Origin of the sequence: Anaerovorax odorimutans DSM 5092 (assembly GCF_000426305.1) — a bacterium.
In the GTDB taxonomy this organism is placed as follows: domain Bacteria; phylum Bacillota; class Clostridia; order Peptostreptococcales; family Anaerovoracaceae; genus Anaerovorax; species Anaerovorax odorimutans.
The window spans coordinates 23,574-45,878 of sequence record NZ_AUFC01000018.1; the positions used below are offsets into that span (position 1 = coordinate 23,574).

The following is a 22,305-nucleotide window of genomic DNA, read 5'->3' on the forward strand; positions in this document are numbered from 1 at the left end:
ATTATCCTTTCGTAGAAATTAATAAAGTTTAGAGATAACATCGTCGCTGATAGCAAAAGTGTGATCTTTTTCTGGGAATACACCGCTTTGAACTTCTTTAATATAATTTTCAAAAGCTTTTTTCATATTCAAGCCTAATTCTGCATATTTTTTTACAAATTTAGGTGTAAAATTGCTGTACATTCCAAGCATATCTTGATATACCAAAACTTGTCCATCACAACCGTTTCCAGCACCAATTCCAATTGTAGGAATGGATATTTTATCAGAGATCAATTTGGCAAGTTTAGCAGGTACACATTCTAAAACAACAGCAAATGCACCGGCATTTTCAACAGCTTTTGCATCATCTAATAGCTTCCTGGCCGTATCTTCATCTTTTCCTTGTACTTTAAAACCTCCAAAAGCATTGACTGATTGAGGTGTTAATCCTATATGACCTACTACAGGAATGGAGGCTTTAACTATGGCTTCAATCTGCGGCGCCATATCTGTACCCCCTTCAAGTTTAACAGCTCCACCTCTGGCTTCTTTCATAAGACGACCGGCGTTTACTACAGCATCATAAACGGAAGTTTGGTAAGACATGAAAGGCATATCAATAACTACCAATGCATTTTTTGCACCTCTTGATACAGCTGCACCATGATGAATCATATCTTCCATAGTAACAGATAAAGTATCTTCATAACCGAGCATTACCATTCCAAGGGAATCTCCAACAAGAATAGAATTTACTCCTGCTTCATCAATTAATTTTGCTGTAGAATAATCATATGCTGTAAGCATAGTGAGTTTTTCATTGTTAATTTTAGCATTTTGAAAGGTTGTTACTGTATTTTTCAATTGTTTAATCCTCCATTTATTAAATTTTCTAAATTTGTATAATTACGATCGGGATTTTTTAATTTTGCAAGTGGGATCAGTTTTGAACAAAGCAATAAATAAAGCTGCTTATCTTTTAAGGAAAGTACTGACAGATGACTTTTAACAGTATCTATATCACACCGTTCTATAGGCCCTGTAAGTGCGCTTACAATATTCTGTGATTGAAGATTTTTTAAATTTCCGGTCATTAAAGGTAATAATGCAAAAGCTGCATTATTCTCATTAAATCCACATTGTATAAGCATATCAATACCATATTTGAATAAGGCAATCATATGATTGCTCACAGTCACAGCTGCAGCATGGTATAATGTTTTATTTTCTGCAGAAATAACTTGAATCGTATTGCCAAGTTTGTGAAAAATTGATTGCATTAATTCCATACGCTTAGAACTTCCTTCAATTGTAAATAAGCAGTTTGAAAGTGTTTTGTAAGATTGATTTTTATCGCTGATAGCTTGCAGCGGGTGAATGGAATACCCATATGCACCATGAGTATCTATTTGAGAAAAAACAGTGGATGAAAGAGATCCACTACAATGACAAATAATCTTATTTTCAATGGACAGCTTTTTAATGTAATCCCATATTTCCTTTATAACTCCATCGGGAGTGGTAATAAAAAGGGTATCGCTTACTTCTAAAATATGTTCTATACTATGATAATAACTAGTATTTGTAAATTTTGCTGCCTGTATTGCTGACTGAAGTGTTTTGCTGTAATAGCCTGTTATATTAAGTCCATTATCCGCAAAATACTTCCCTAAGGAAAAGCCAACTTTCCCTGAACCAATAAATCCAATTTTCAATGGTATCACCCCCAAAATATTTTAAAGATAATACCTTTTTAGTCCCGTTCCCATAAGGATATGAGCTGTAAATAAAAATAAGTATTTGAAATTTGTGGTGTAGTTCCTCAAGATACCACCCGTTATTTTATTATAACAAAGTATATGGAAATTGCAATGTTTTTTAAAAAAGGAAGAAAGCATTTAAGAATCAGGAATTGCTTATAAAATAAAATTTATAAGCAATTCCTAAAAAATATTTTAGATATAACATAAATTTACATCAGATGTTTAATTTGTCCGAGGTTTTTAATTTCTTCATATAAAAGCCTGTTATTTTCACTGACTGATCTTAATTTATCTAATGTACTGTCATTGTCTAAAGAGTAGAAAAGATCTTGTTCTAAGTCATATACAAGACCTAATTGTTCTAACTCTTTGTTTAAAGAATTAAGCTTTTCATTTATACTTAAATTTAAATTATTGTTATTTTCATAAAAAAATAAATTAAGTAGTGATTTATCTTGTTCCTGCGATATAAAAAAAGAAAGACATATACCAAGAAATATTGCAAGAGGAAAAAGTATTATATACACGTATTGAAAATTACTTAACATTATAATCACATTCCTTTTTATATCATGTTACAATAGTCTTACAGACATAATTAAAATAATTTTTACTTTGAAGTAATACCGTATTAATTTAAGGAAATCATTTTATGTACCATATTATTCGTTTTTATAAGCAAAGGTTCGATATTTGGCAATGTGAAAGTATCAAATTTTGTTGAAAAAACAATAAAAATAAAGTATGATTGACAATATAAAAATTTTAAGCAGTTTATTTAAAATAAATTGTAAAAAATATGAGAGGAATGTAAGGATTTTAAATTCATACTACTGATAAAAATGGAATCAATTTATTATACAGTTAAACAAATAAGAGGAGAATATGCTATTCTTTTTTCTGATGATGGTATAGAAAATACTGTGGCTATGGCGTTACTTCCTATGGAAATTGCCGAAGGAAAGAGACTTCTTTGGGAAAATTTTGTATATAAAATAATAGAAGGGCAGTAATGGGTGTGTATATTTTATTATGTTGAAAGTAAAAGAAGTTAATCTTGAATATGGAAACCCTGCAACGAATGTTGCTGTTATGAATATGGTTAATAAGTTAACTACTTGTAAGGCAAAAGGCTATAAGGCTGTTGTGCTTATTCATGGATACGGATCTTCTGGTATAGGAGGTTCTATTAAGGTAGAGGTAAGAAATAAATTAAAAGAACGAAGTCTTTCTGGTCTTGTTCGTAGTTATTGTGGTGGCGAGGATTGGTTAAATAAAAAACGTCAAATGATAGATGTTTGTCCGCAACTGAAAGATTTTAACAGCAGAATTGATGGGAACAAAGGTGTTACTGTAGTACTTTTAAAATAATTAATTACAGAAATAAAAGGGTTAAAGTTTATAATACAGAAAGGTAGGAACTTAATTGGAAATAAATAATGATGAAAATTTAAAACCGGGTATTTACAGGCATTTTAAAGGAAATGAATATAGGTTGTTATACATTGCATTACATTCTGAGACTTTAGAGAAGATGGTAGTTTATCAAGCTCTGTATGGTGATATGGGTTACTGGGTCAGGCCAATTTCCATGTGGAATGAGGTTGTTGAAAAAGATGGGAAAAAAATGATTCGCTTTGAATTTATCAGGGAGTAAGATTATATGTTTAAAGAATTAATATCTGCAGCTGCAAATACAGAAATATTTACACAATCAATACATAATTTTTTTTCTGATATATCAATAAATAAGATTATCGTATGTATTATGGTATTGTTTATGATTATTGGTGGAATTGATAAAATAAGAGGAAATAAGGGCGGTTATGGAGAAAAATTTGATGAAGGTTTTCTCACACTTGGACCGTTGGCAATAGCAATGCTTGGAATCATAACCTTAGCGCCGGTTTTAAGAGTTATACTCGAACCTATTATTGCACCGATTTTTAAATTTATTGGCGCAGACCCATCTGTTTTCGCAGGAATTCTTTTGGGCTGTGATATGGGAGGATATCCCCTTGCTATGGAATTAGCTGGAAGTCAAAGTGCAGGATATTTTGCCGGTCTTATTGTAGCATCTATGATGGGGGCCTCTATTGTTTTTACCATACCTGTTGCATTAAATATTATTGAGAGAAAAGACAGAACTTATTTGGCAATCGGTGTTTTAATTGGTATTGTTACAATTCCTATAGGCTGTATTATCGGTGGAATTATGATGAATTTAACTGAATATAAAATATCATTTCAGCAAATAATCTTGAATACTGTGCCAATTATTATCTTATCATTAATATTAGCCATAGGACTTTGGTTTTGCACTGATAAAATGCTAAAAGGTTTTTTAATATTTGGTAAATCAATTAATATACTTATTACTATAGGAACAATATTGGCAGTCTCTCAATATCTGACAGGAATTAGGCTTCCTCTTTTTTATATGATGGTAGAACCTGATAAAAATGGTAGCATACCTTTAGAAGAGGGAATAATGATAATTGGCTCAATTGCTTTAGTTTTGATAGGAGCTTTTCCTATGGTACATTTTATTACAAAAGTATTTTCGAATCAATTAACTAAAGTAGGTAATCTTATTGGCATTGATAAAGTAAGTTCGGTGGGACTTATAGCCAATTTGGCAAACAACTTGTTAGTATTTCAATTATTAAAAGACATGAACAGTAAAGGAAAACTGCTGAATTGCACTTTTGCAGTTTCAGCAGCATTTGTATTTGGAGATTACTTAGGTTTTGTTGCGGGGGTTAATCAAGAGATGATATTACCTGTAGTGTTGGCTAAATTGTCAGCAGGTATATCTGCATTAATTATTGCCTCTCTTTTCAGCAACAGGCTGTTAAAAAATACTGATTTGTAAATTATCTGTAAATGAATAATTTACCTAGTAATGGAGTTTTTACTTCTATTGCTTTAGCAGGACACATTTCTTGGCAGCAATAGCATCTGATACAGTTTTTATAATTGTATACAGGTGTTTCTTTTTCTTTAGATTCATTATTATTTTCATTATTAAAATAAAGAGCAATATTTTTTTTATATTCAGTAGAATTTTGCCCATTTGGATCTTTAATAGGGCATGCTTCAACGCAAGCGCCACATTTTACACATTTATCTTTAATAATAACAGGCTTTTTAATAAAGAAAGAACGAAGTAATGCAAGGTTTTGCCATTTATCGGCATTTAACGGTTCTTTGGATACTTTGAAATTTTTATTAATTAAATCATCTGAATAATCACCTACAACTTCAATATCCTCTTCTTTCCATACTCCAAGTCCGAATTCTTCTCCATATTTGATAGAAGGAACACTGGTAGGTTCCACGTCTACCAGTCTGCAAAATATAGAATCCAAAGCTACAGGATCAGTAGATACAATAATTACATTCATAGGAACAGGATCGCCGCTGAATGGACCATTACCCTCCATAGCTAAAATCCCATCCATAATGTGTAGCTTCGGATTTAGACATCTGCTTAAATCAACAATCATTTTACCAAAATCGTCTGTATTGGGAAATTTAGAATGAGACATGGCTTTATTAAAGGCATAAACACATCCTAATGTATTTTTAACAGCACCTGTAATTCGCATAAGTGCGTGGGTTTTCATTTTGCATATATTTATTATGGAATCTGCTTCTAAAGCAGCATTACTAAGTTCAAATCGTTTTGTAAATTTCCCTTCTGAGAATGTATAAGTTTTACCATGGTTAAAATCTCCAAAGGTTAGATTATACTTATCTCCAATCTGTTTTAATCCACAGACTTCTGCTATCTTTTCTGGGGACATGGGATTTCCAGGAGAGTCTCCATAAAAACAATTTTTATATCCTTTTTCCTGTAAAATTTTTATAACTGATTCAAAAACAGCAGGATGAGTTGTAACTGCTTTTTTTGGATTTGCTTTATTTAAAATATTTGGCTTTAATAAAATTTTATCCGTTTTAGGTATTAAATTTTCAATTCCTCCAATTAGTTCAATAGCTCTTGAAATTGCATCATATACTTTATTTAAATCATAAGAATCACATTTTATTACGGCAACTTTACTTTTCATAATTAATTCTCCCAAATTATAATTTTAATAAATGAGATTAGTCATTTATCTTTGATTAACTATTTTATATTCTAACATATTTATTTGGGAGGAACAATTATATAAGAATGCAGCTGGGGAAATCTTGAAATTGTACAGAACTTGATATAGAATGATTATGTAAAAATATCAAAATGTGATTAAATACATATTTGAAAGGACTGTTAATTATGATATTTGAATTGAATGAGCAACAGCAAAAAATGAAAAAGTTTGCAAAAAAATTTGCAGAAGAGGAGATTGCACCCATTGCGGCTGAAATTGATGAAAAAGCAAGCTTTCCTCAGGAAACAATTGATAAGTTGGCAAATTTGGGAATGATGGGATATCCTTTTCCCCCAAAATACGGGGGATATGGAGGAGATTATATTTCCTATGCCATAATGATAGAAGAATTTTCTAAAGTTTGTGCTTCTACAGGTGTAATTGTACAGACTCACCATGGACTTTGCACTTGGCCCATACTTACATACGGAACAGAAGAACAAAAGCAAAAATACTTACCTCCTCTTATGAGCGGAAAGCATCTTGGAGCTTTTGGATTAACTGAGCCATGTGCGGGTACTGATGCAGCAGGTCTTGAAACTGTTGCTGAGGATAAAGGAGATTATTGGCTTCTTAACGGAAAAAAGAGATTTATTTCGGGCGGAGGATTAGCTGATACATATGTTGTTATGGCTATGACAGACAAGAGTAAAGGAACAAAAGGCATTAGTGCTTTTATCGTAGAAAAAGGTTTTGAAGGTTTTACTTCCGGAGAAATATATAAAAAAATGGGAATCAGAGGTTCTATTACTGCGGAATTAATATTTAAAAATTGCAAGGTTCCAAAAGAAAACTTACTTGGAGAAATAGGTAAAGGCTTTAAGGTGGCTATGACAGCGCTGGATGTGGGAAGAATTGGTATTGCATCACAGGCTTTGGGAATAGCTCAAGGTGCCTTTGATGAAACTGTTAAATACATGAAAGAACGTAGACAATTTGGAAGACCTTTATCTGCATTTCAGGCGCTTAGTTTTGATATGGCAGCAATGAAAACAAAAATTGATGCAGCAAGATTTTTGGTTTATAATGCGGCATATAGAAGAGAAAAGGGATTGCCAAGCACTGTAGAAGTGGCACAGGCTAAACTTTTTGCTTCTGAAACAGCTATGGAAGTAACTACAAAAGCCGTTCAATTCCATGGTGGTAACGGATATTTACAAGAGTATCCCGTAGAACGTATGATGCGTGATGCGAAGATTACTCAAATTTATGAGGGCACTTCTGAAGTAATGAAAATAGTTATTTCTAATTCCATATTTAAATAAAGTATATCTATATCATGACACAAGCTCACAAGCATGATTCAATGGTTCTTTCCTTGCAGCAACGCTGTATTTCAATCAATGGAACCACCATATCATAATATTTATATATCTTTTCATTTGACTAAATCACGCAGTAATTGTACAATAATCTAAGTATGCAATTTAGAAGATGAGGAGAAATTATGGTAAACGTAACAAATATAAGTATAAATTTTAGTGGAACTACACTGTTTAAGGATGTAAACTTAAAGTTTACATCCGGAAATTGCTACGGTATAATTGGGGCAAACGGAGCAGGTAAATCCACTTTCTTAAGAATATTATCAGGAGAATTGGAGCCTACAACAGGAGAAGTATCTGTTGGAAAAGGTATGCGTATGTCTGTATTAAAACAGGATCACTTTGCATTTGATGATTTTACTGTTTTAGATACTATTATACAAGGCAATCCCAGATTATATGAAATTATGAAGGAAAAAGATGCTCTTTATGCAAAAGAAGATTTTTCTGATGAAGATGGAATTAAAGCTTCGGAATTAGAAGGTGAGTTTGCTGAACTTGACGGATGGGAAGCAGAATCTGATGCAAGCAGGTTAGTACAGGGCTTAGGTCTTGGTACTGATATTTTATATAATCAGATGTCATCCATTACAGAAAAAGAAAAGGTAAAGGTGCTGATTGCGCAGGCACTTTTTGGAAATCCTGATATTATTCTTTTAGATGAGCCTACAAATGGTTTGGATATCTTAGCAATAAACTGGCTTGAAGATTTCTTGTTAGAGTATGAGGGGACTACAATTATTGTCTCTCATGACAGACATTTTTTAAATACAGTTTGTACTAATATTGTAGATGTTGATTATGGCAAGATTAAAATGTATGTGGGTAACTATGAATTTTGGTATGAGTCAAGTCAATTAATACAGAGGATGATAAAAGAACAGAATAAAAAGAGTGAAGATAAAATTAAAGAATTACAAAATTTTATTCAGCGATTTTCAGCCAATAAGTCTAAATCTAAACAAGCGACTTCCAGAAGAAAGCTACTTGATAAAATTTCTGTAGAAGAAATGCCGGCTTCTTCAAGAAGATATCCTTTTGTTGGATTTAAAATGGATAGGGAACCAGGGAAAGAACTTCTTACTGTTGAAGGTATTAGTAAAACCATTGATGGAGTAAAAGTATTAAATAATATTTCATTCAGGGTAAATAAAGATGATAAGATTGCTTTTGTAGGAGAGAATGAAATTGCAAATACTACCTTTTTTAAAATATTGATGGGAGAATTAGAACCTGATGAAGGTACTTTTAAATGGGGTGTAAGTACATCACAATCATATTTTCCAAGGGATAATTCGGAATATTTTAACGACTGTGATTTAGATTTAGTAAAATGGCTAGGTCAATATACCGAGGAAACAACAGAAACTTTTATGAGAGGTTTTTTAGGAAGAATGCTTTTCTCTGGAGATGATGTTTTCAAAGAGGTTAAGGTACTTTCCGGAGGAGAAAAAGTTAGATGTATGCTTTCAAGAATGATGCTTTATGGTGCTAATGTATTGGTACTTGATCAGCCTACAAATCATTTGGATTTAGAATCAATTACAGCATTGAATAACGGATTGATTGATTTTAAAGGAATAATATTATTTGCATCCCATGACCATGAGTTTATTCAAACCATTGCTAATAGAATTATGGAAATACAAGAAGATGGTACAATAATTGACAGATCTTGTACTTATGATGAATTTGTAGAACAGTATGGGAAATAAAATCTGCAATTTCAAGCAGTGTACTAACTTAAAACCTGATACTATTAATGTAATTTTAAATTATGCAAATTTAAAAGAAAAATATTTTCCGGGTAATATAAATTAATAGTTCACCCTCTATTTTCTATCGTAAAATAAATAGAGGGTTTTTCTTTAAAATTAAAAAAATATATATTAGAATGATATTGATAATTTAGTTTTTATGGTAAGTAAGGAGCATTTTCAAATATGAAAAATACTTGGACTGGATTTTTTATAACCAGAATGATAGCGGTTAGTATGATTTTTGCTTTTACATTAATAAGTTTTAATGGATGTAAAATTAATGAGCCAAATAATAATATTGATATTAAGGAACAGGAAACTTATACTCTTGAAAGAAATGGTCTTAGTTACAATAAATTCACAAATAAAGTAGATGGATACAGTATAAGAATTCCAAATAATATGGATGTGGATATGAGCTTATCAGGAGTACGGTCTGTTCTTGAGAATAAGGATGAACAAATAGAAATTTATAGACAAGATATTGATAAATCTAAAGGAATTACAGCTCAATCATATGTAAACTACTCTAATGCATTTTTGCAAAACAATGTTGATTATACTGTAGAAGATGTTAGACAATTTAAGCTTGGTGAATTTGATATTTCTTTGGCACAATGGTCAAGAGAACCATTAAAACGTATTAAAAATGATAGGTGTTATTATGCTTCAGTGGATATTTTAACAGGAGAATCAGAATGTTTTACTTTTTTGTTTAAAAGTAATAAACCATATGGTGTAAACAATGAAGCGAAAGATTATCTTTCAGTTATCAATAGTTTTAATTTAATAAAGAAGACAAAAGAACCTTATAATAAAAAATTCAGTAGTATTGAAAATAATAGCTGGAATAGAAAAACAGCACAAACATATGAAAAATATTTTGGTGATAATTCTGGATTAACATGGGGAATATTTGACAAAGAAGCCCCACTTGATTTTACTCAATTATATAAGACAGAAAAAAACTTGAATTTTAAATTTCCAATAATATTATATTATACCGGATTTATAGAAGATGTTGATAGACATCCAAGATTAACTGAAGCTTTGAAAAACGCAAAAGAAAATGATAGGTTACTTGAACTTACTTTGCAGACCTTGAGTCAAGATGCTAACAAGGGAAATATGATTTATGATGTATTAAATGGGAAATATGACACCTATTTAAATAATTATATAAAAGCGATAAAAGAATATGGAGATCCTATACTTTTTCGTATTGGAAATGAAATGAATGGTGATTGGTGTGTATATTCTGCCTATCATACCGCTAAGGATACTGAGATATATAAAGCTTTTTATAAATATATATTTCAATTGTTTAAAGAAGCAGGAGCTGATAATGTTATATGGATTTGGAATCCTAATGCAAAATCATTTCCTGATTTTAAATGGAATGATGAATTATGTTATTTCCCGGGAAACGAATATGTGGATGTAATTGGGATGACTAACTATAATACGGGAAACTATTATGAAGGGGAAACTTGGATAGAATTTAAGGACCTGTATGATCAAATATATAAAGAATACCAGCAAAAATACGATTATCCGTTTATGATTACAGAATTTGCATCAAGTAGTGTTGGAGGAGATAAAAATCTTTGGGTTGCTAATATGTTTGAACATATAAAAAAATATGACAAAATTAAAGTTGCCATATGGTGGAGCAGCTATGATTTAGATATAAATGGCAATATATCAAGACCTTATTTTATTGATGAAACTCCTGAATTAATAAAAATATTTAAGGAAAATTTAGATGAATATAAATAATTAAGTGTTTAAATTGTGAAAATTATTTACAACTTCTTGTTTAAAGTCGGATTTTGTATTATACTGGCATAGTTATGTTATATTATGCCTTGTTGTATAATGTTATGTTTCATGTATACAGTAGAATTCAAAAATTAATGGAGATAATGATGGAGAATATAAAAAATTTAATATATAAAATAAAAGAAAATGGAAAAGGATTCTATAATATTTATGGAATTCTTGGATTTATTTTAGCAGCAGCAGTTCCTTTAAAACTGCTTTTGTTTTATAAACTTATCGGAATAGCAACGAATTTTGTATTAATATGGATTATTACATGTATACTTACATTGCTATTATTCACATCTTTCAAAAATAAATGGATACCTGCTGTAGTATATACACTTTTGACTATTTTAATGTTTGCAGATGTAACATACAGCAGCTTTTTTAACAGGTATCTCTCAGTTGCAATGATTGGTGCTGCAGGTGTTCTTGGAGATATTACAGAAAGTATTAAAGAAGTATTAAGACCTGCTTTCTTTTTACTCTTTGCTGATATAGTGTTATTATTTATAACGTTAGTTTACGGTAAAATAAAAAATAGAGAAAAAATACAAAAGCAAGCAGAGCTTGAAAAAAAAAATTGTGCAGATCGGAATATAGTATATAGGTTAAAATTAAAATTCAGATCTATTATAACTTTAATTCTAATTTTATTGATTATAGTTTGTAATATTACAAATAATGGCTTGATTACATCTATCTCCAATCAGGAAATTTATAGTTTTCATATTAAAGATATAGTAAATAAAATAAAGAGTAATAATGATACTGATATAAATTATATTTCAGCTTTTGAAGATAACTATAAAAATGAAAAAGATGGACCATTATTCGGTATTGCAAAAGATAGGAATCTTATAGTTATTCAAGTTGAATCTCTGCAAAATTTTGTAATTAACAGAACTTATAATGGTCAGGAAATAACTCCTAATTTGAATGCTTTACTTAAAGATCAAGGTACTTTATATTTTGACAATTATTATCAGCAAATTGGTAGTGGAAATACTTCGGATGCGGAACTGGCAACAAACAATTCCATTTATGGTTCATTGTCCAGTTATTCATATAAATTATTCCAAGATAATTATTATAGGGGATTACCGGTTTTATTAGGTGAAAAAGGATATTCAACAGCATCTTTTCATGCTTTCTGGGATACAGATTTCTGGAATAGGGCTAAAGCTTACCCTAATTTAGGATTTCAACATTTCTTTGGTGGTATTAACGGATTAGATAATGATAGTTTTGATTTAACAAAAAAAATGGGATGGGGTCTTGTTGATGATGAATTTTTTAAACAATCTATTCAGCATATAAAAAATTTACCACAGCCATTTTACAGTTTTTTAATCACTCTTTCAAATCATCATCCATTTGTTATGCTAGATGAGTATGATTTTATTGACCTGCTTCCTGAAGATAAAGATACCACTGTTGGTAATTACATTAATAGTGTTGCATATACAGATTATTCTATAGGTGTATTTTTACAGCAATTAAAGGACGAAGGATTGTACGATAATTCTGTAATAGCAATATATGGAGATCATTTAGGATTAACCTTAAAGGATGATGAAATAAAAGAATCTATGACAAGAGTTCTTGATAAGGAATATGATTTTGATACTATGATGAATATTCCTCTTATTATTACAATTCCGGGACTTGATAATAATATAAATCAGACAATAAGCGTAGCGGGAGGTCAGTTGGACTTTTTCCCTACGATGGCTTATTTAATGGGATTTGATAGTCTTGACACCATTTATTTAGGGCATAATTTATTATCTGTAAAAGATGGATTTGTAGCAGAGCAGACATATATGACAAAAGGATCTTTTTTCTCTGGAGATATTGCTTATGAAATGTCCAGAGACGGAGTCTTTGAAAATGGACGTGCTTGGAATATACGGACAGGAGAATCTGTTCCCGTACAAGATTGCTATGAAGGCTATTTAAAATCTATGGATATTATAAATGCTTCGGAATACATTCTTAAAAATGATGTTTTAAGAAAAGTTTATAAGGAAGGTAAATCCGCTTCAACTGCTTTTTCCGAAAATATAGATAGAGAATATCCAGATGAGATTGCAGTGGCAGGTGCACCTAATATGGATCTTGTAGGTACAAATTCTCTTGAAGCTTTAGATGCTTCTTATGATGAAGGACATAGATATATTAAAGTTGAAATATCTTGGACTTCAGAAATAGATAATAGGGTAGCAGTACTGCTTTCTGATTGGAGTAATGCACCTAATTATTTTGAAACCGATAACAATACGGAAATGACTTATGATGAGTTTAGTTCCCTTGAGATGAAAAATGGCCTTACTCCTATGACTTATAAAGATTTAGCTGATTGGATGAGTAGACATAAGGATGTAACTATTATTGTAAAAGCTGAGCGAAGTGCAGATTATTTTATGAGAATTATAAATGAATATATGCCTGGTATCAATGATCGTATAATTCCGGAAGTTCCTGGAATGGTAGAATATTCAGGTTTATATAATGCTATTTTATATATGGATAAGGGTAATTTCACAGATACACAATTGCTTGAATTTATGGATATGAATAATGTTTGGGCAGGTTCCATGACAGAAGAGTCTGCTAAAGGAAAATATAAATCAGTTTTAGACTCAGATAATGTTATATATGTATATGAGGTGAATGATGGGCTCCTTACCAAGAGAAATCCAAAGTGTAATTAAGATAGCATTAAAAATAGTAATTGTACTCATAGTAATTGTTACTTTAGTAGTAAATCCCTTGAATAGTTCTTTAGTAATGTCTATAACAAATCAAGAATTTGTATTATATCATTTGAAAGATTTAATTGAAAATTCATCAGATAAGACAATACAAGCAGATAATAATTACTTTTTAGCTACAGGAACTTATGAAAAAAATATGACAGGTGGTTTTAGTGATACTGTTTGCGAAAATTTATTTGGTATTGCAAAGAATAAAAACCTTATTCTTATTCAGATAGAATCCATGCAGAATATGGTAATAAACAGAGAGTATAACGGTCAGGAAATTACACCAAACCTTAATGCATTAATAAAGGAAAAAGGCAGCCTTTATTATGACAATTATTATCAGCAAATAGGAAGCGGCAATACATCCGATGCCGAATTTGCAACAAACAATTCTTTGCTTGGTACAATTGAAAGTTATACTTATCAACTTTTTCAGGACAACTATATGTATGGACTGCCTTGGGTTTTAAAGGAAAATGGATATAGTACAACAGTTACTCATGGATATGATAAGTCCTTTTGGAATCGTGAAAATGTTTATCCAACAGAAGGTTTTGATACTTTTATAAACAGTGATATTCTTGTAAGTGATAATATTAAAGGAATTGGCGGCGGAAATATTGTTGGTATAAGTGATCATGCACTATATGAACAAAGTATGGATTACATGAAAAAATTAAATGAGACGGGTGAGCCATTTTATAATTTTATTATTTCCTTATCAAGTCATAATCCTTTTAGACTTCCAGACTCATTAACAGATATGGAACTTTTAGATAAAGACAAAGATACTCTATTTGGTAATTATATAGCATCTGTACATTATGCTGATAAAGCTTTAGGTGAATTACTTTCACAGCTGAAAGAAAGCGGTATATATGATAATTCAGTTATTGCTATGTATGGAGATCATTTTGGCTTGACAAAAAGTGATGATAGAATTGAGAAAAGAGTTTCTGAGTGGCTTGGTTTCAATTATGATTATGACATGATGCTTAATATTCCGTTGATTATTCATATACCAAATTCAGAGTTAAATGAAACTATTAGTATTTCCGGTGGACAGCTTGACTTTATGCCAACCATAGCGTATATTCTTGGTATAGAAAAGTTAAATACATTATATTTAGGTCAGAATTTACTTACTGCAGAAAGAGGATTTGTAATTGAACAGACTCATTTATTAAAAGGATCGTTTATAAAAGATGATATTGTTTTTGAAATTTCAAGAGACGGAGTTTTTGAGAAAAGCAGGGCATGGAATCGAAAAACAAGAGAAGCAGTTGATATTACACCTTATAAAGAAGACGTTAAAAAAGCAAAAGACCTTGTAGAACTATCTAAATTTTATTTATATAATGATGTACTTAGATCTGTATATCTCGAAGGGAAAAATATAGATGATATTTTAAACGATACTGATACCAAATTAAAGAAAGAGAAAAATATTTCTATGGTTTCTGTTATTACTAGTAAAAATATTAATAAAGGGATACTTTTAGAGGATTTTTATGAGTGGATGAAAGAAGAAAATAAAGAAGATAAAGTTCTTTTAACAATGGATAATATATTAGAAGGGCTAACAAATCTAGAAAGTTGTTCTGGGAAAATTGGTGAAATTGGTGAAATAAAAAGTATAGATTTTATAGCAAATAAAGAGTTTAATGATATTAAAAGTAGAATAATACCAATAATTAACACTATGGAGGATTTTACTAAAATACAATATCTGGGATATGAAAATATTGTATTTATGCCAAATATAGATGAATATTCGAAAGAGCAAATCCTAGATTTTATATTGATTAATAAGCCATATGCTATTGCTCTTCCCGCTGAAAATATTATGGCTTGTGGAATAGATTTTTGTAATAATGATGTTTTTATTTATGCATATGATGTAGAAACAGTAACAGAGAAAGCATTTTGTAACTTTATCGGTGTGGATGGTTATATCGATAATGTTATTAATAATTTTAATTAAATATTAAAAATGCCTGTAAATCCTGTATCTATTATTTAAGATATAGGATTTTTTGATATAATAATAAACTTTATAACAGGATAAAAGTTATATAAAATCGAGGTGATAAAAGTTGGATTTAGAGAGACTTACTATAGGACAAATGGCAAAATTAAATAATATTTCAGAGCAAACTTTACGTGTATATGATAAAAAGAAACTGTTGCTGCCTCTCTATATTGATGAAGATACAGGATATCGATATTACAGTATTACACAGTCAGCAAGGCTTGATATGATTCAATATATGAAAGGTTACGGAATGACGTTGCAGCAAATAAAAGAGCAGCTTGATAGTTGTAGTTCTGATAATATAAAAGAATTTTTAAAATTGCGGTATCATTCTATCGATGAGGAAATTGAGGAACTATATAGATGTAAAAAAGCAATTGGAAGGACTTTGGAAAATTATCATAGATATGAATCACTGCCTAAAGATGAAATGATATTTATGGAATATACAAGAGAGCGAAAAATCTATAAATATAAATCAAATATAAATATCTTTGAACATGATTATTCCAGTTATGAATATATTTTAAGGTCATTAAAAAAGCATTTAATTGGAAATGATTTATCAATTACGTATTTTTGTAATGTAGGGACTATAATAAGAAAAGAAAAAATTATGTCGGGAGAATTTTTTTCTAATGAAATTTTTGTTTTTGTTGATGATGATTATAAAGCAATTGAAGGAATAGAGATAATACCTGCAGGTACTTATATTTCAATGTGCTCAAACGATTTTTATCAGGAGAGAGAACTGGCAGATAAACTTTTTGATTATGTTAGGCAAAAGGGCTTAAACATAGTGGGTGATTATATTTGCGAAGTAATTTCTGAATTTCCTGTATTTAATAACGAACAAAGAAATATGTTTTATAAGATTCAAGTACCAATACGCTAAATTAATATATTGACATTATCCTAACAATAAAGTTTATAATTTAAATAGAAATTATTGAAATTAGTTATGGGGATAATAGGGGGGGTTAAAAATGTACAGAAAAGTATGGATTTTATAAAACTTGTTGGAAAAAGGGTAAGTAACTTATAATTTAAATTAAATGCGTGGAAATTGTTTCTGTCTATAGATTAAATGCTTGAGTCAGAAATATATAAGTAAATATAAAATTAGATAGTCATGGGATGTGAAAAATAAAAGTTACTCTGAAAATAATATGAAGTCCATATAGAATCTTATATACAAATTGCTATTATAGTAATTTGGTTTTATTGCAGGAAACCTTTAATATTTGATAGTAAAGCGTTAATTTGTATATAGGTAAAGACTTGCTTTAGTAGAATTTAAAATGGGAGTTGGGAATTATAGCAATTTATCGTCAAACGAAATCGGTAATTTTGTAAAAAAGATGAATATTTTTCATCAGTTTAGCTATAACAATAAGGTCGGAAATGTAACTGAATTAAATTTTCTCGTAATGATACAAAAGGTATTATCTTACAATCAAAATGTGTGGGTAAGGTTTATGACTATAATTAGTTTTAGCATTTGAGAATAAGATAAGCCTAAAAACTGTGGTTTTTAAAGTATCTGTATATTAAAGTTAGCTTGTGCTGTAACAGCAATTTGTTTGTCTCCACTTATATGCTGTGTATTAGGCATATAGCAACGAAAACAATGTTAGTAGATGCTTATTTGGTAATAACAATGAACATTATATCAAATAATGCAAGTTTATTAATGAACGGAAAAAATGAAGTCAAGAAAAGCAGTCTTGACTTTATTTTTTTGCGTTTAAATATAACTTTTATAATATTGTAGGTAATATAAAAATGTATATAGATAATTGGTAGAATTATAAAATAAATTGTGTAAATTAAGTTTATAATAATCTAACTTTTGTAATTTACGTATTTTTATAGATATAGAATATAATTTTTGTTATAATTAATCGTATATAAGAAACGGCTTATAATGTATATATTTTAATGAACAAGAGGTATATTAATGATTGATGAATTTCAATATTATTTTTTATTTTTTATAATTTTTATTGTATTAGTAACAACTATAATTGTAATTATTAATATATTTATAATTAAGAATAAACTGTTTAACAACAATGATTTACAGGAAATTATTAGATTTACAAATGAAATTATTAGGAATAATGAATTAATTCAAAAAGATATAGAAAAATCCAGAATAGAGCTTGAAAATGAAATAAGAACATCTAAACAGGAAACTACGCAGTATATTCAGACAAGTTTTAATTACTTAGGTGAAATGTTGTCGTCAAATCAGAGACAGTCTGCGGAGGCACAAGATAAAAGACTTCAAGAGCTAAACAGGCAATTGGAGTACATGACAATACAAAATGAAAAAAAATTAGAAAATATCAGACTTACTATGGAAAATAAAATTACTACAATGCAGGAAGATAACTCAAAAAAATTAGATCAGATGAGAGCTGTTGTAGACGAAAAGCTGCAAAAAACATTAGAAGATCAGATTTCTCAGTCGTTTAAGCTGGTTAGTGACAGATTGGAGCAAGTCTATAAAGGTCTTGGAGAGATGCAGAACTTAGCCTCAGGTGTGGGAGACTTAAAAAAGGTACTTTCTAATGTTAAAACAAGAGGTATTTTAGGAGAATATCAACTTGGTGCTATTTTGGAACAGATATTATCTAAAGAGCAATACGAAGAAAATATTTCAACTAAAAAAGGAAGCAGTGAAAGAGTTGAGTTTGCTGTAAAACTTCCGGGAGATGAGGAAAGCTATGTATATTTGCCTATAGATGCTAAATTTCCTGCAGATACATATACAAAGCTAATAGATGCATATGATACAGGTAACCAAGAAGAAGTTGAACAAGCTGTAAAATTATTAGAACGTTCTATTAAAAATTTTGCAAAGAGTATAAATGATAAATATATAGAACCACCAAATACTACAGAATTTGCTATTATGTTTTTGCCATTTGAAGGTCTTTATGCTGAAGTTGTCAGACGTGGATTGGTAGAAACATTGCAAAGAGACTATAAGATTAATATAGCAGGACCTACTACTATGGCAGCTATATTAAACAGTTTGCAGATGGGATTTAAAACTTTAGCTATACAAAAACATTCCAGTGATGTATGGAATATTTTGGGTGCAGTAAAAACGGAATTTGATAAATTTGGAACAGTATTAACGGCAACACAGCAGAGAATTAATCAAGCTAATGCAGAGCTGGACAAGTTAATTGGAACAAGAACCAGAAAAATACAAAGTAAATTAAGGAATATAGCTAGCATTTCGGATATTAACAGTAAGGAAATTTTGGGTATAGAATTATTAGCTAGTGATCAACAATTGGATAAGGATAAAGATAAAGAGGAATAATTTATGAGCATATATGCTATTGCAGATTTACATCTGTCATTTTCAGTGGAAAAACCAATGGATATTTATGGAGGAGAATGGGTAGGTCATACAGAAAAGTTAAAAGATAAATGGGAAAAGATAATAATGCCTGATGATATAGTTATTATACCTGGAGACATATCATGGGCTTTGAAATATGATGATGCATTAATAGATTTAAAATGGATAAGCAGATTACCTGGAAAGAAAGTCTTTGTAAAAGGAAATCATGATCTATGGTGGAATTCAATCAATAAATTGAATAAGATTGATGAAAATTTGTTTTTTTTACAAAATTCATATTATATAGCAGAAGGATATGCAATTTGTGGAAGCAGAGGATGGGTATGTCCGGGTGATGATGATTTTACTCAGCATGATGATAAAATATATAAACGAGAATTAGGAAGATTAAAATTGTCGCTTGAAGAAGCGAGGAGAGCAGGATATGGAGCTTTATCGGAAGGAGAGAGTAAAGGAGATATTATTGGAGTATTGCATTTTCCACCTACTAATGATAAACTTCAGCCTTCTGGATTTACGGAGTTATTTGAGAAGTATGGTGTTAAAAAAGTTATATATGGACATTTACATGGTAAAGATGGATTTAAAAATGGACTTAGGGCTATTTTTAATGGAGTAGAATATATGCTGGTTTCATTAGACTATTTGAAGTGTACTCCAAGAATACTTGTGGATTAAAATATAATATAGGAGGGAAACAAATGAAAAGAGTAATATTAATTGTATTAGACAGCTTAGGTGTAGGAGCTTTAAAAGATGCAGAAAAATATGGTGATAAAGGAGCAAATACATTAGGACATATAATGAAAGTTAATCCGGATTTAAATATACCTAATCTGAGAAAAATGGGTATTTTTAATATTGAAGGGTTGAAAAACGAAGATATTATAAAAGATAAAATAGAAAAAAAAGCTATTGGAAGTTTTGGACGGCTTGCTGAAAAATCCAAGGGAAAAGACACTATAACAGGACATTGGGAGATTGCAGGTATCTACACGGAAGTTCCTTTTAAAACTTATCCTGATGGATTTCCAAAAGATTTTATAAAAGAATATGAAAAGGCAATAGGCATGGAAGTTTTAGGTAATTTAGCGGCATCAGGAACAGAAATTATTAAAGAATTAGGACCTGAACATGAAAAAACAGGAAAACCTATTGTTTATACTTCAGCGGATAGTGTTTTTCAAATTGCAGCTAATACTGAAGTAATTCCATTAGATAAGCTATACCATATTTGTGAAATTGCGAGAAAAATGTTAGTAGGAGATGTTGCTTGTGGTAGAGTAATTGCAAGACCATATATTTTGAAAGATGGTGAAAGAATAAGGACATCAGACAGGAGAGATTATGCAGTTTCTCCAAGTGGAAAAACTGTTTTAGATAATATTAAAGAAAAAGGTAAAACTGTATATGCTATTGGAAAAATCAGTGATATTTTTAATGGAATGGGTGTTACTAAATCAGTTCATACTGAAAATAATATGGATGGAGTAGACAAAACAATAGATGCTTTAAAAGAAAATTTTGAAGGTCTTATTTTTACAAATTTAGTAGATTTTGATTCTAAATACGGACATCGCAGAGATCCTGAAGGTTATGGAAGATGTATTGAAGAATTTGATTTGAGACTGCCTGAAATCATGTCTTTGATGAAAGATGATGATACTTTGATATTATGTGCTGATCATGGAAATGATCCTATTCACAGTGGATGGGATCACACAAGAGAACATGTTCCTGTTTTGGTTTATGGGGAACAAATAAAAGCCGGAGTGGATATTAAAACAAGAAATTCATTTGCGGATATTGGTGCAACCATTGCGGAAATATTACAAGTAAATAAAACTGAAATTGGTGAAAGCTTCTTAGACCATATAAAAAAATAGTAGTAATAATTTTTCCGATAAATTGATAAATCAATCCTTTAAAACCTTAGGAGGAAAATAGTGATGAATATGTACGACATTATTTATAAAAAAAGAGAAGGTGGTATTCTTACAAAGGATGAAATAGATTATTTTGTTAAAGGGTATACGAATAATAATATACCTGATTATCAGGCAGCTGCCCTTTTAATGGCTATTTTTTTAAAAAAAATGAATAATGAAGAAACATTTAATCTTACAGCATCGATGAAAAACTCAGGAGATATTATAGACCTTTCTTCAATAAATGGGATCAAAGTAGATAAACATAGCACTGGTGGAGTGGGAGATAAAACTACACTTATTGTTGCACCACTTGCAGCAGCAGCGGGAATTCCCATTGCGAAAATGTCGGGAAGGGGATTAGGTTTTACTGGTGGTACTATAGATAAGCTTGAATCAATACCCGGTTTTAAAACTAGTGTAGAAACAGAAGAATTTATAAAGCTTGTTAATAATTCTAATCTTTCTGTTATTGGTCAGACAGCTCATATTGCTCCGGCTGATAAAAAAATATATGCACTTAGGGACGTAACAGCTACAGTTGATAATTTAAGTTTAATTACTTCCAGCATAATGAGTAAAAAATTAGCATCGGGAAGTGACGCGATTGTTTTAGATGTAAAATGTGGAAATGGTGCATTTATGAACAATCTGCATGATGCTGAAAAGCTGGGAGAATTAATGGTTGATATAGGTTTTGCAGATGGAAAAAAAATAATTGCCATTATTACCGATATGAATCAGCCTCTTGGGAGAGCAATTGGAAACAGCAATGAAGTAATAGAAGCTATTGAGACTTTAAAAGGAAATGGGCCTGATGATATTACTCAATTATCCTTAACGCTGGCTTCGTATATGATTTACATTGGGGGTAAAGCAAGTAGTCCAGATGAAGGTTATAAAATGGCTGTATCTGCTTTGAAAAGTGGCAATGCATTAAAAAAATTAATTAAATTAATAAAAGGGCAAGGAGGAAATATTGATGTAGTTAATGATTATACATTATTTCCTCAGCCAGCATGGAGTGTTGAAATAAAAGTTACTCGTGAAATGATGATGGATGAAAATGGCGGTTTGTCAGAAAAAAAATATATAAGTAATATTGATACAAAAAATATTGGCTTAGCTTCTCAGCATTTAGGGGCGGGTAGAGCTACAAAAGAAGATATTATAGACCTTTCGGCCGGAATCTATTTACATAGAAAATTAGGAGATTCAGTTTCTTTAGGAGATGTATTAGCTACTATTTCAGGAACAGACTACTCACGAAAAGAATCAGGAATAAAAGAAGTTTCAAAGGTATTTTCTTTTGGTAATATAAAACCTGAAAAGCAGACTCTTATTAAAAAAGTAATTATGAAATGATGGGACAAGG

At 30.3% G+C, this 22,305-nt stretch carries 18 protein-coding genes; 14 read left to right on the forward strand and 4 right to left on the reverse strand.

Annotation, left to right across the window (positions count from 1 at the left end):
- Positions 1-18 precede the first annotated feature (18 nt).
- From panB to K292_RS0107905, 3 genes are all read right to left on the reverse strand, one after another.
- Positions 19-846: a 3-methyl-2-oxobutanoate hydroxymethyltransferase gene (gene panB / locus K292_RS0107895; RefSeq protein WP_027399384.1), complete on the reverse strand. Its 828-nt coding sequence runs from the start codon at positions 844-846 to the stop codon at positions 19-21.
- The gene (locus K292_RS0107900; protein ID WP_037372837.1) at positions 843-1,697 is read right to left on the reverse strand and encodes a Rossmann-like and DUF2520 domain-containing protein; all 855 of its coding nucleotides are present in this window, start codon (positions 1,695-1,697) and stop codon (positions 843-845) included. The genes panB and K292_RS0107900 overlap by 4 nt, the downstream gene beginning before the upstream one ends.
- Positions 1,698-1,954: 257 nt before the next feature.
- The gene (locus K292_RS0107905) at positions 1,955-2,293 is read right to left on the reverse strand and encodes a hypothetical protein (protein WP_027399386.1); all 339 of its coding nucleotides are present in this window, start codon (positions 2,291-2,293) and stop codon (positions 1,955-1,957) included.
- A 294-nt stretch (positions 2,294-2,587) separates the two neighbouring features.
- Between K292_RS0107905 and K292_RS18825 the strand changes: the two genes are divergently transcribed.
- The 4 genes from K292_RS18825 to K292_RS0107925 are packed head-to-tail and all read left to right on the forward strand — an operon-like array spanning position 2,588 to position 4,620.
- Positions 2,588-2,758, forward strand: coding sequence for a hypothetical protein (locus tag K292_RS18825; RefSeq protein WP_169515447.1), 171 nt, complete (start codon positions 2,588-2,590; stop codon positions 2,756-2,758).
- Between the two features lie 19 nt (positions 2,759-2,777).
- The gene (locus tag K292_RS16445) at positions 2,778-3,116 is read left to right on the forward strand and encodes a hypothetical protein (protein ID WP_037372838.1); all 339 of its coding nucleotides are present in this window, start codon (positions 2,778-2,780) and stop codon (positions 3,114-3,116) included.
- A 55-nt stretch (positions 3,117-3,171) separates the two neighbouring features.
- Positions 3,172-3,402: a DUF1653 domain-containing protein gene (locus K292_RS0107920; protein ID WP_027399387.1), complete on the forward strand. Its 231-nt coding sequence runs from the start codon at positions 3,172-3,174 to the stop codon at positions 3,400-3,402.
- A gap of 6 nt (positions 3,403-3,408) precedes the next feature.
- On the forward strand, positions 3,409-4,620 hold the full coding sequence (locus tag K292_RS0107925; RefSeq protein ID WP_037372839.1) for an ethanolamine utilization protein EutH: 1,212 nt from the start codon (positions 3,409-3,411) through the stop codon (positions 4,618-4,620).
- 1 nt (position 4,621) lies between these two features.
- Here the strand turns inward: K292_RS0107925 and K292_RS0107930 are convergent, their stop codons facing one another.
- On the reverse strand, positions 4,622-5,821 hold the full coding sequence (locus tag K292_RS0107930; RefSeq protein WP_037372840.1) for a DUF362 domain-containing protein: 1,200 nt from the start codon (positions 5,819-5,821) through the stop codon (positions 4,622-4,624).
- Between the two features lie 209 nt (positions 5,822-6,030).
- On the opposite strand from K292_RS0107930, the gene K292_RS0107935 reads away from it, so the two are divergent.
- The 10 genes from K292_RS0107935 (at position 6,031) to K292_RS0107980 (ending at position 22,295) form a co-directional block, all read left to right on the forward strand.
- On the forward strand, positions 6,031-7,170 hold the full coding sequence (locus K292_RS0107935) for an acyl-CoA dehydrogenase (protein WP_027399390.1): 1,140 nt from the start codon (positions 6,031-6,033) through the stop codon (positions 7,168-7,170).
- A gap of 182 nt (positions 7,171-7,352) precedes the next feature.
- Complete coding sequence (locus K292_RS0107940) at positions 7,353-8,945, forward strand: ABC-F family ATP-binding cassette domain-containing protein (protein WP_027399391.1); 1,593 nt, start codon at positions 7,353-7,355, stop codon at positions 8,943-8,945.
- 228 nt (positions 8,946-9,173) lie between these two features.
- Positions 9,174-10,769 (forward strand): glycoside hydrolase family 26 protein, encoded by a 1,596-nt coding sequence (locus K292_RS16450; protein WP_051280511.1) that lies wholly within the window; start codon positions 9,174-9,176, stop codon positions 10,767-10,769.
- 149 nt (positions 10,770-10,918) lie between these two features.
- Positions 10,919-13,531 (forward strand): sulfatase-like hydrolase/transferase, encoded by a 2,613-nt coding sequence (locus K292_RS0107950; RefSeq protein WP_027399392.1) that lies wholly within the window; start codon positions 10,919-10,921, stop codon positions 13,529-13,531.
- On the forward strand, positions 13,494-15,566 hold the full coding sequence (locus K292_RS17850) for an LTA synthase family protein (RefSeq protein WP_051280513.1): 2,073 nt from the start codon (positions 13,494-13,496) through the stop codon (positions 15,564-15,566). Before K292_RS0107950 ends, K292_RS17850 begins: the two co-directional genes overlap by 38 nt.
- A 112-nt stretch (positions 15,567-15,678) precedes the next feature.
- A complete protein-coding gene (locus K292_RS0107960) occupies positions 15,679-16,512 on the forward strand; it encodes a MerR family transcriptional regulator (RefSeq protein WP_027399393.1) in 834 nt (277 codons plus the stop codon).
- A gap of 1,065 nt (positions 16,513-17,577) precedes the next feature.
- Positions 17,578-18,957 carry a DNA recombination protein RmuC gene (locus tag K292_RS16460; RefSeq protein ID WP_051280515.1) on the forward strand — a complete coding sequence of 460 codons (1,380 nt, stop codon included), beginning with the start codon at positions 17,578-17,580 and terminating at the stop codon, positions 18,955-18,957.
- Between the two features lie 3 nt (positions 18,958-18,960).
- Positions 18,961-19,680, forward strand: coding sequence for a metallophosphoesterase (locus K292_RS0107970; RefSeq protein ID WP_027399394.1), 720 nt, complete (start codon positions 18,961-18,963; stop codon positions 19,678-19,680).
- 23 nt (positions 19,681-19,703) lie between these two features.
- Complete coding sequence (locus K292_RS0107975; RefSeq protein WP_027399395.1) at positions 19,704-20,888, forward strand: phosphopentomutase; 1,185 nt, start codon at positions 19,704-19,706, stop codon at positions 20,886-20,888.
- A 63-nt stretch (positions 20,889-20,951) separates the two neighbouring features.
- Positions 20,952-22,295, forward strand: coding sequence for a thymidine phosphorylase (locus K292_RS0107980; protein ID WP_027399396.1), 1,344 nt, complete (start codon positions 20,952-20,954; stop codon positions 22,293-22,295).
- Positions 22,296-22,305 lie beyond the last annotated feature (10 nt).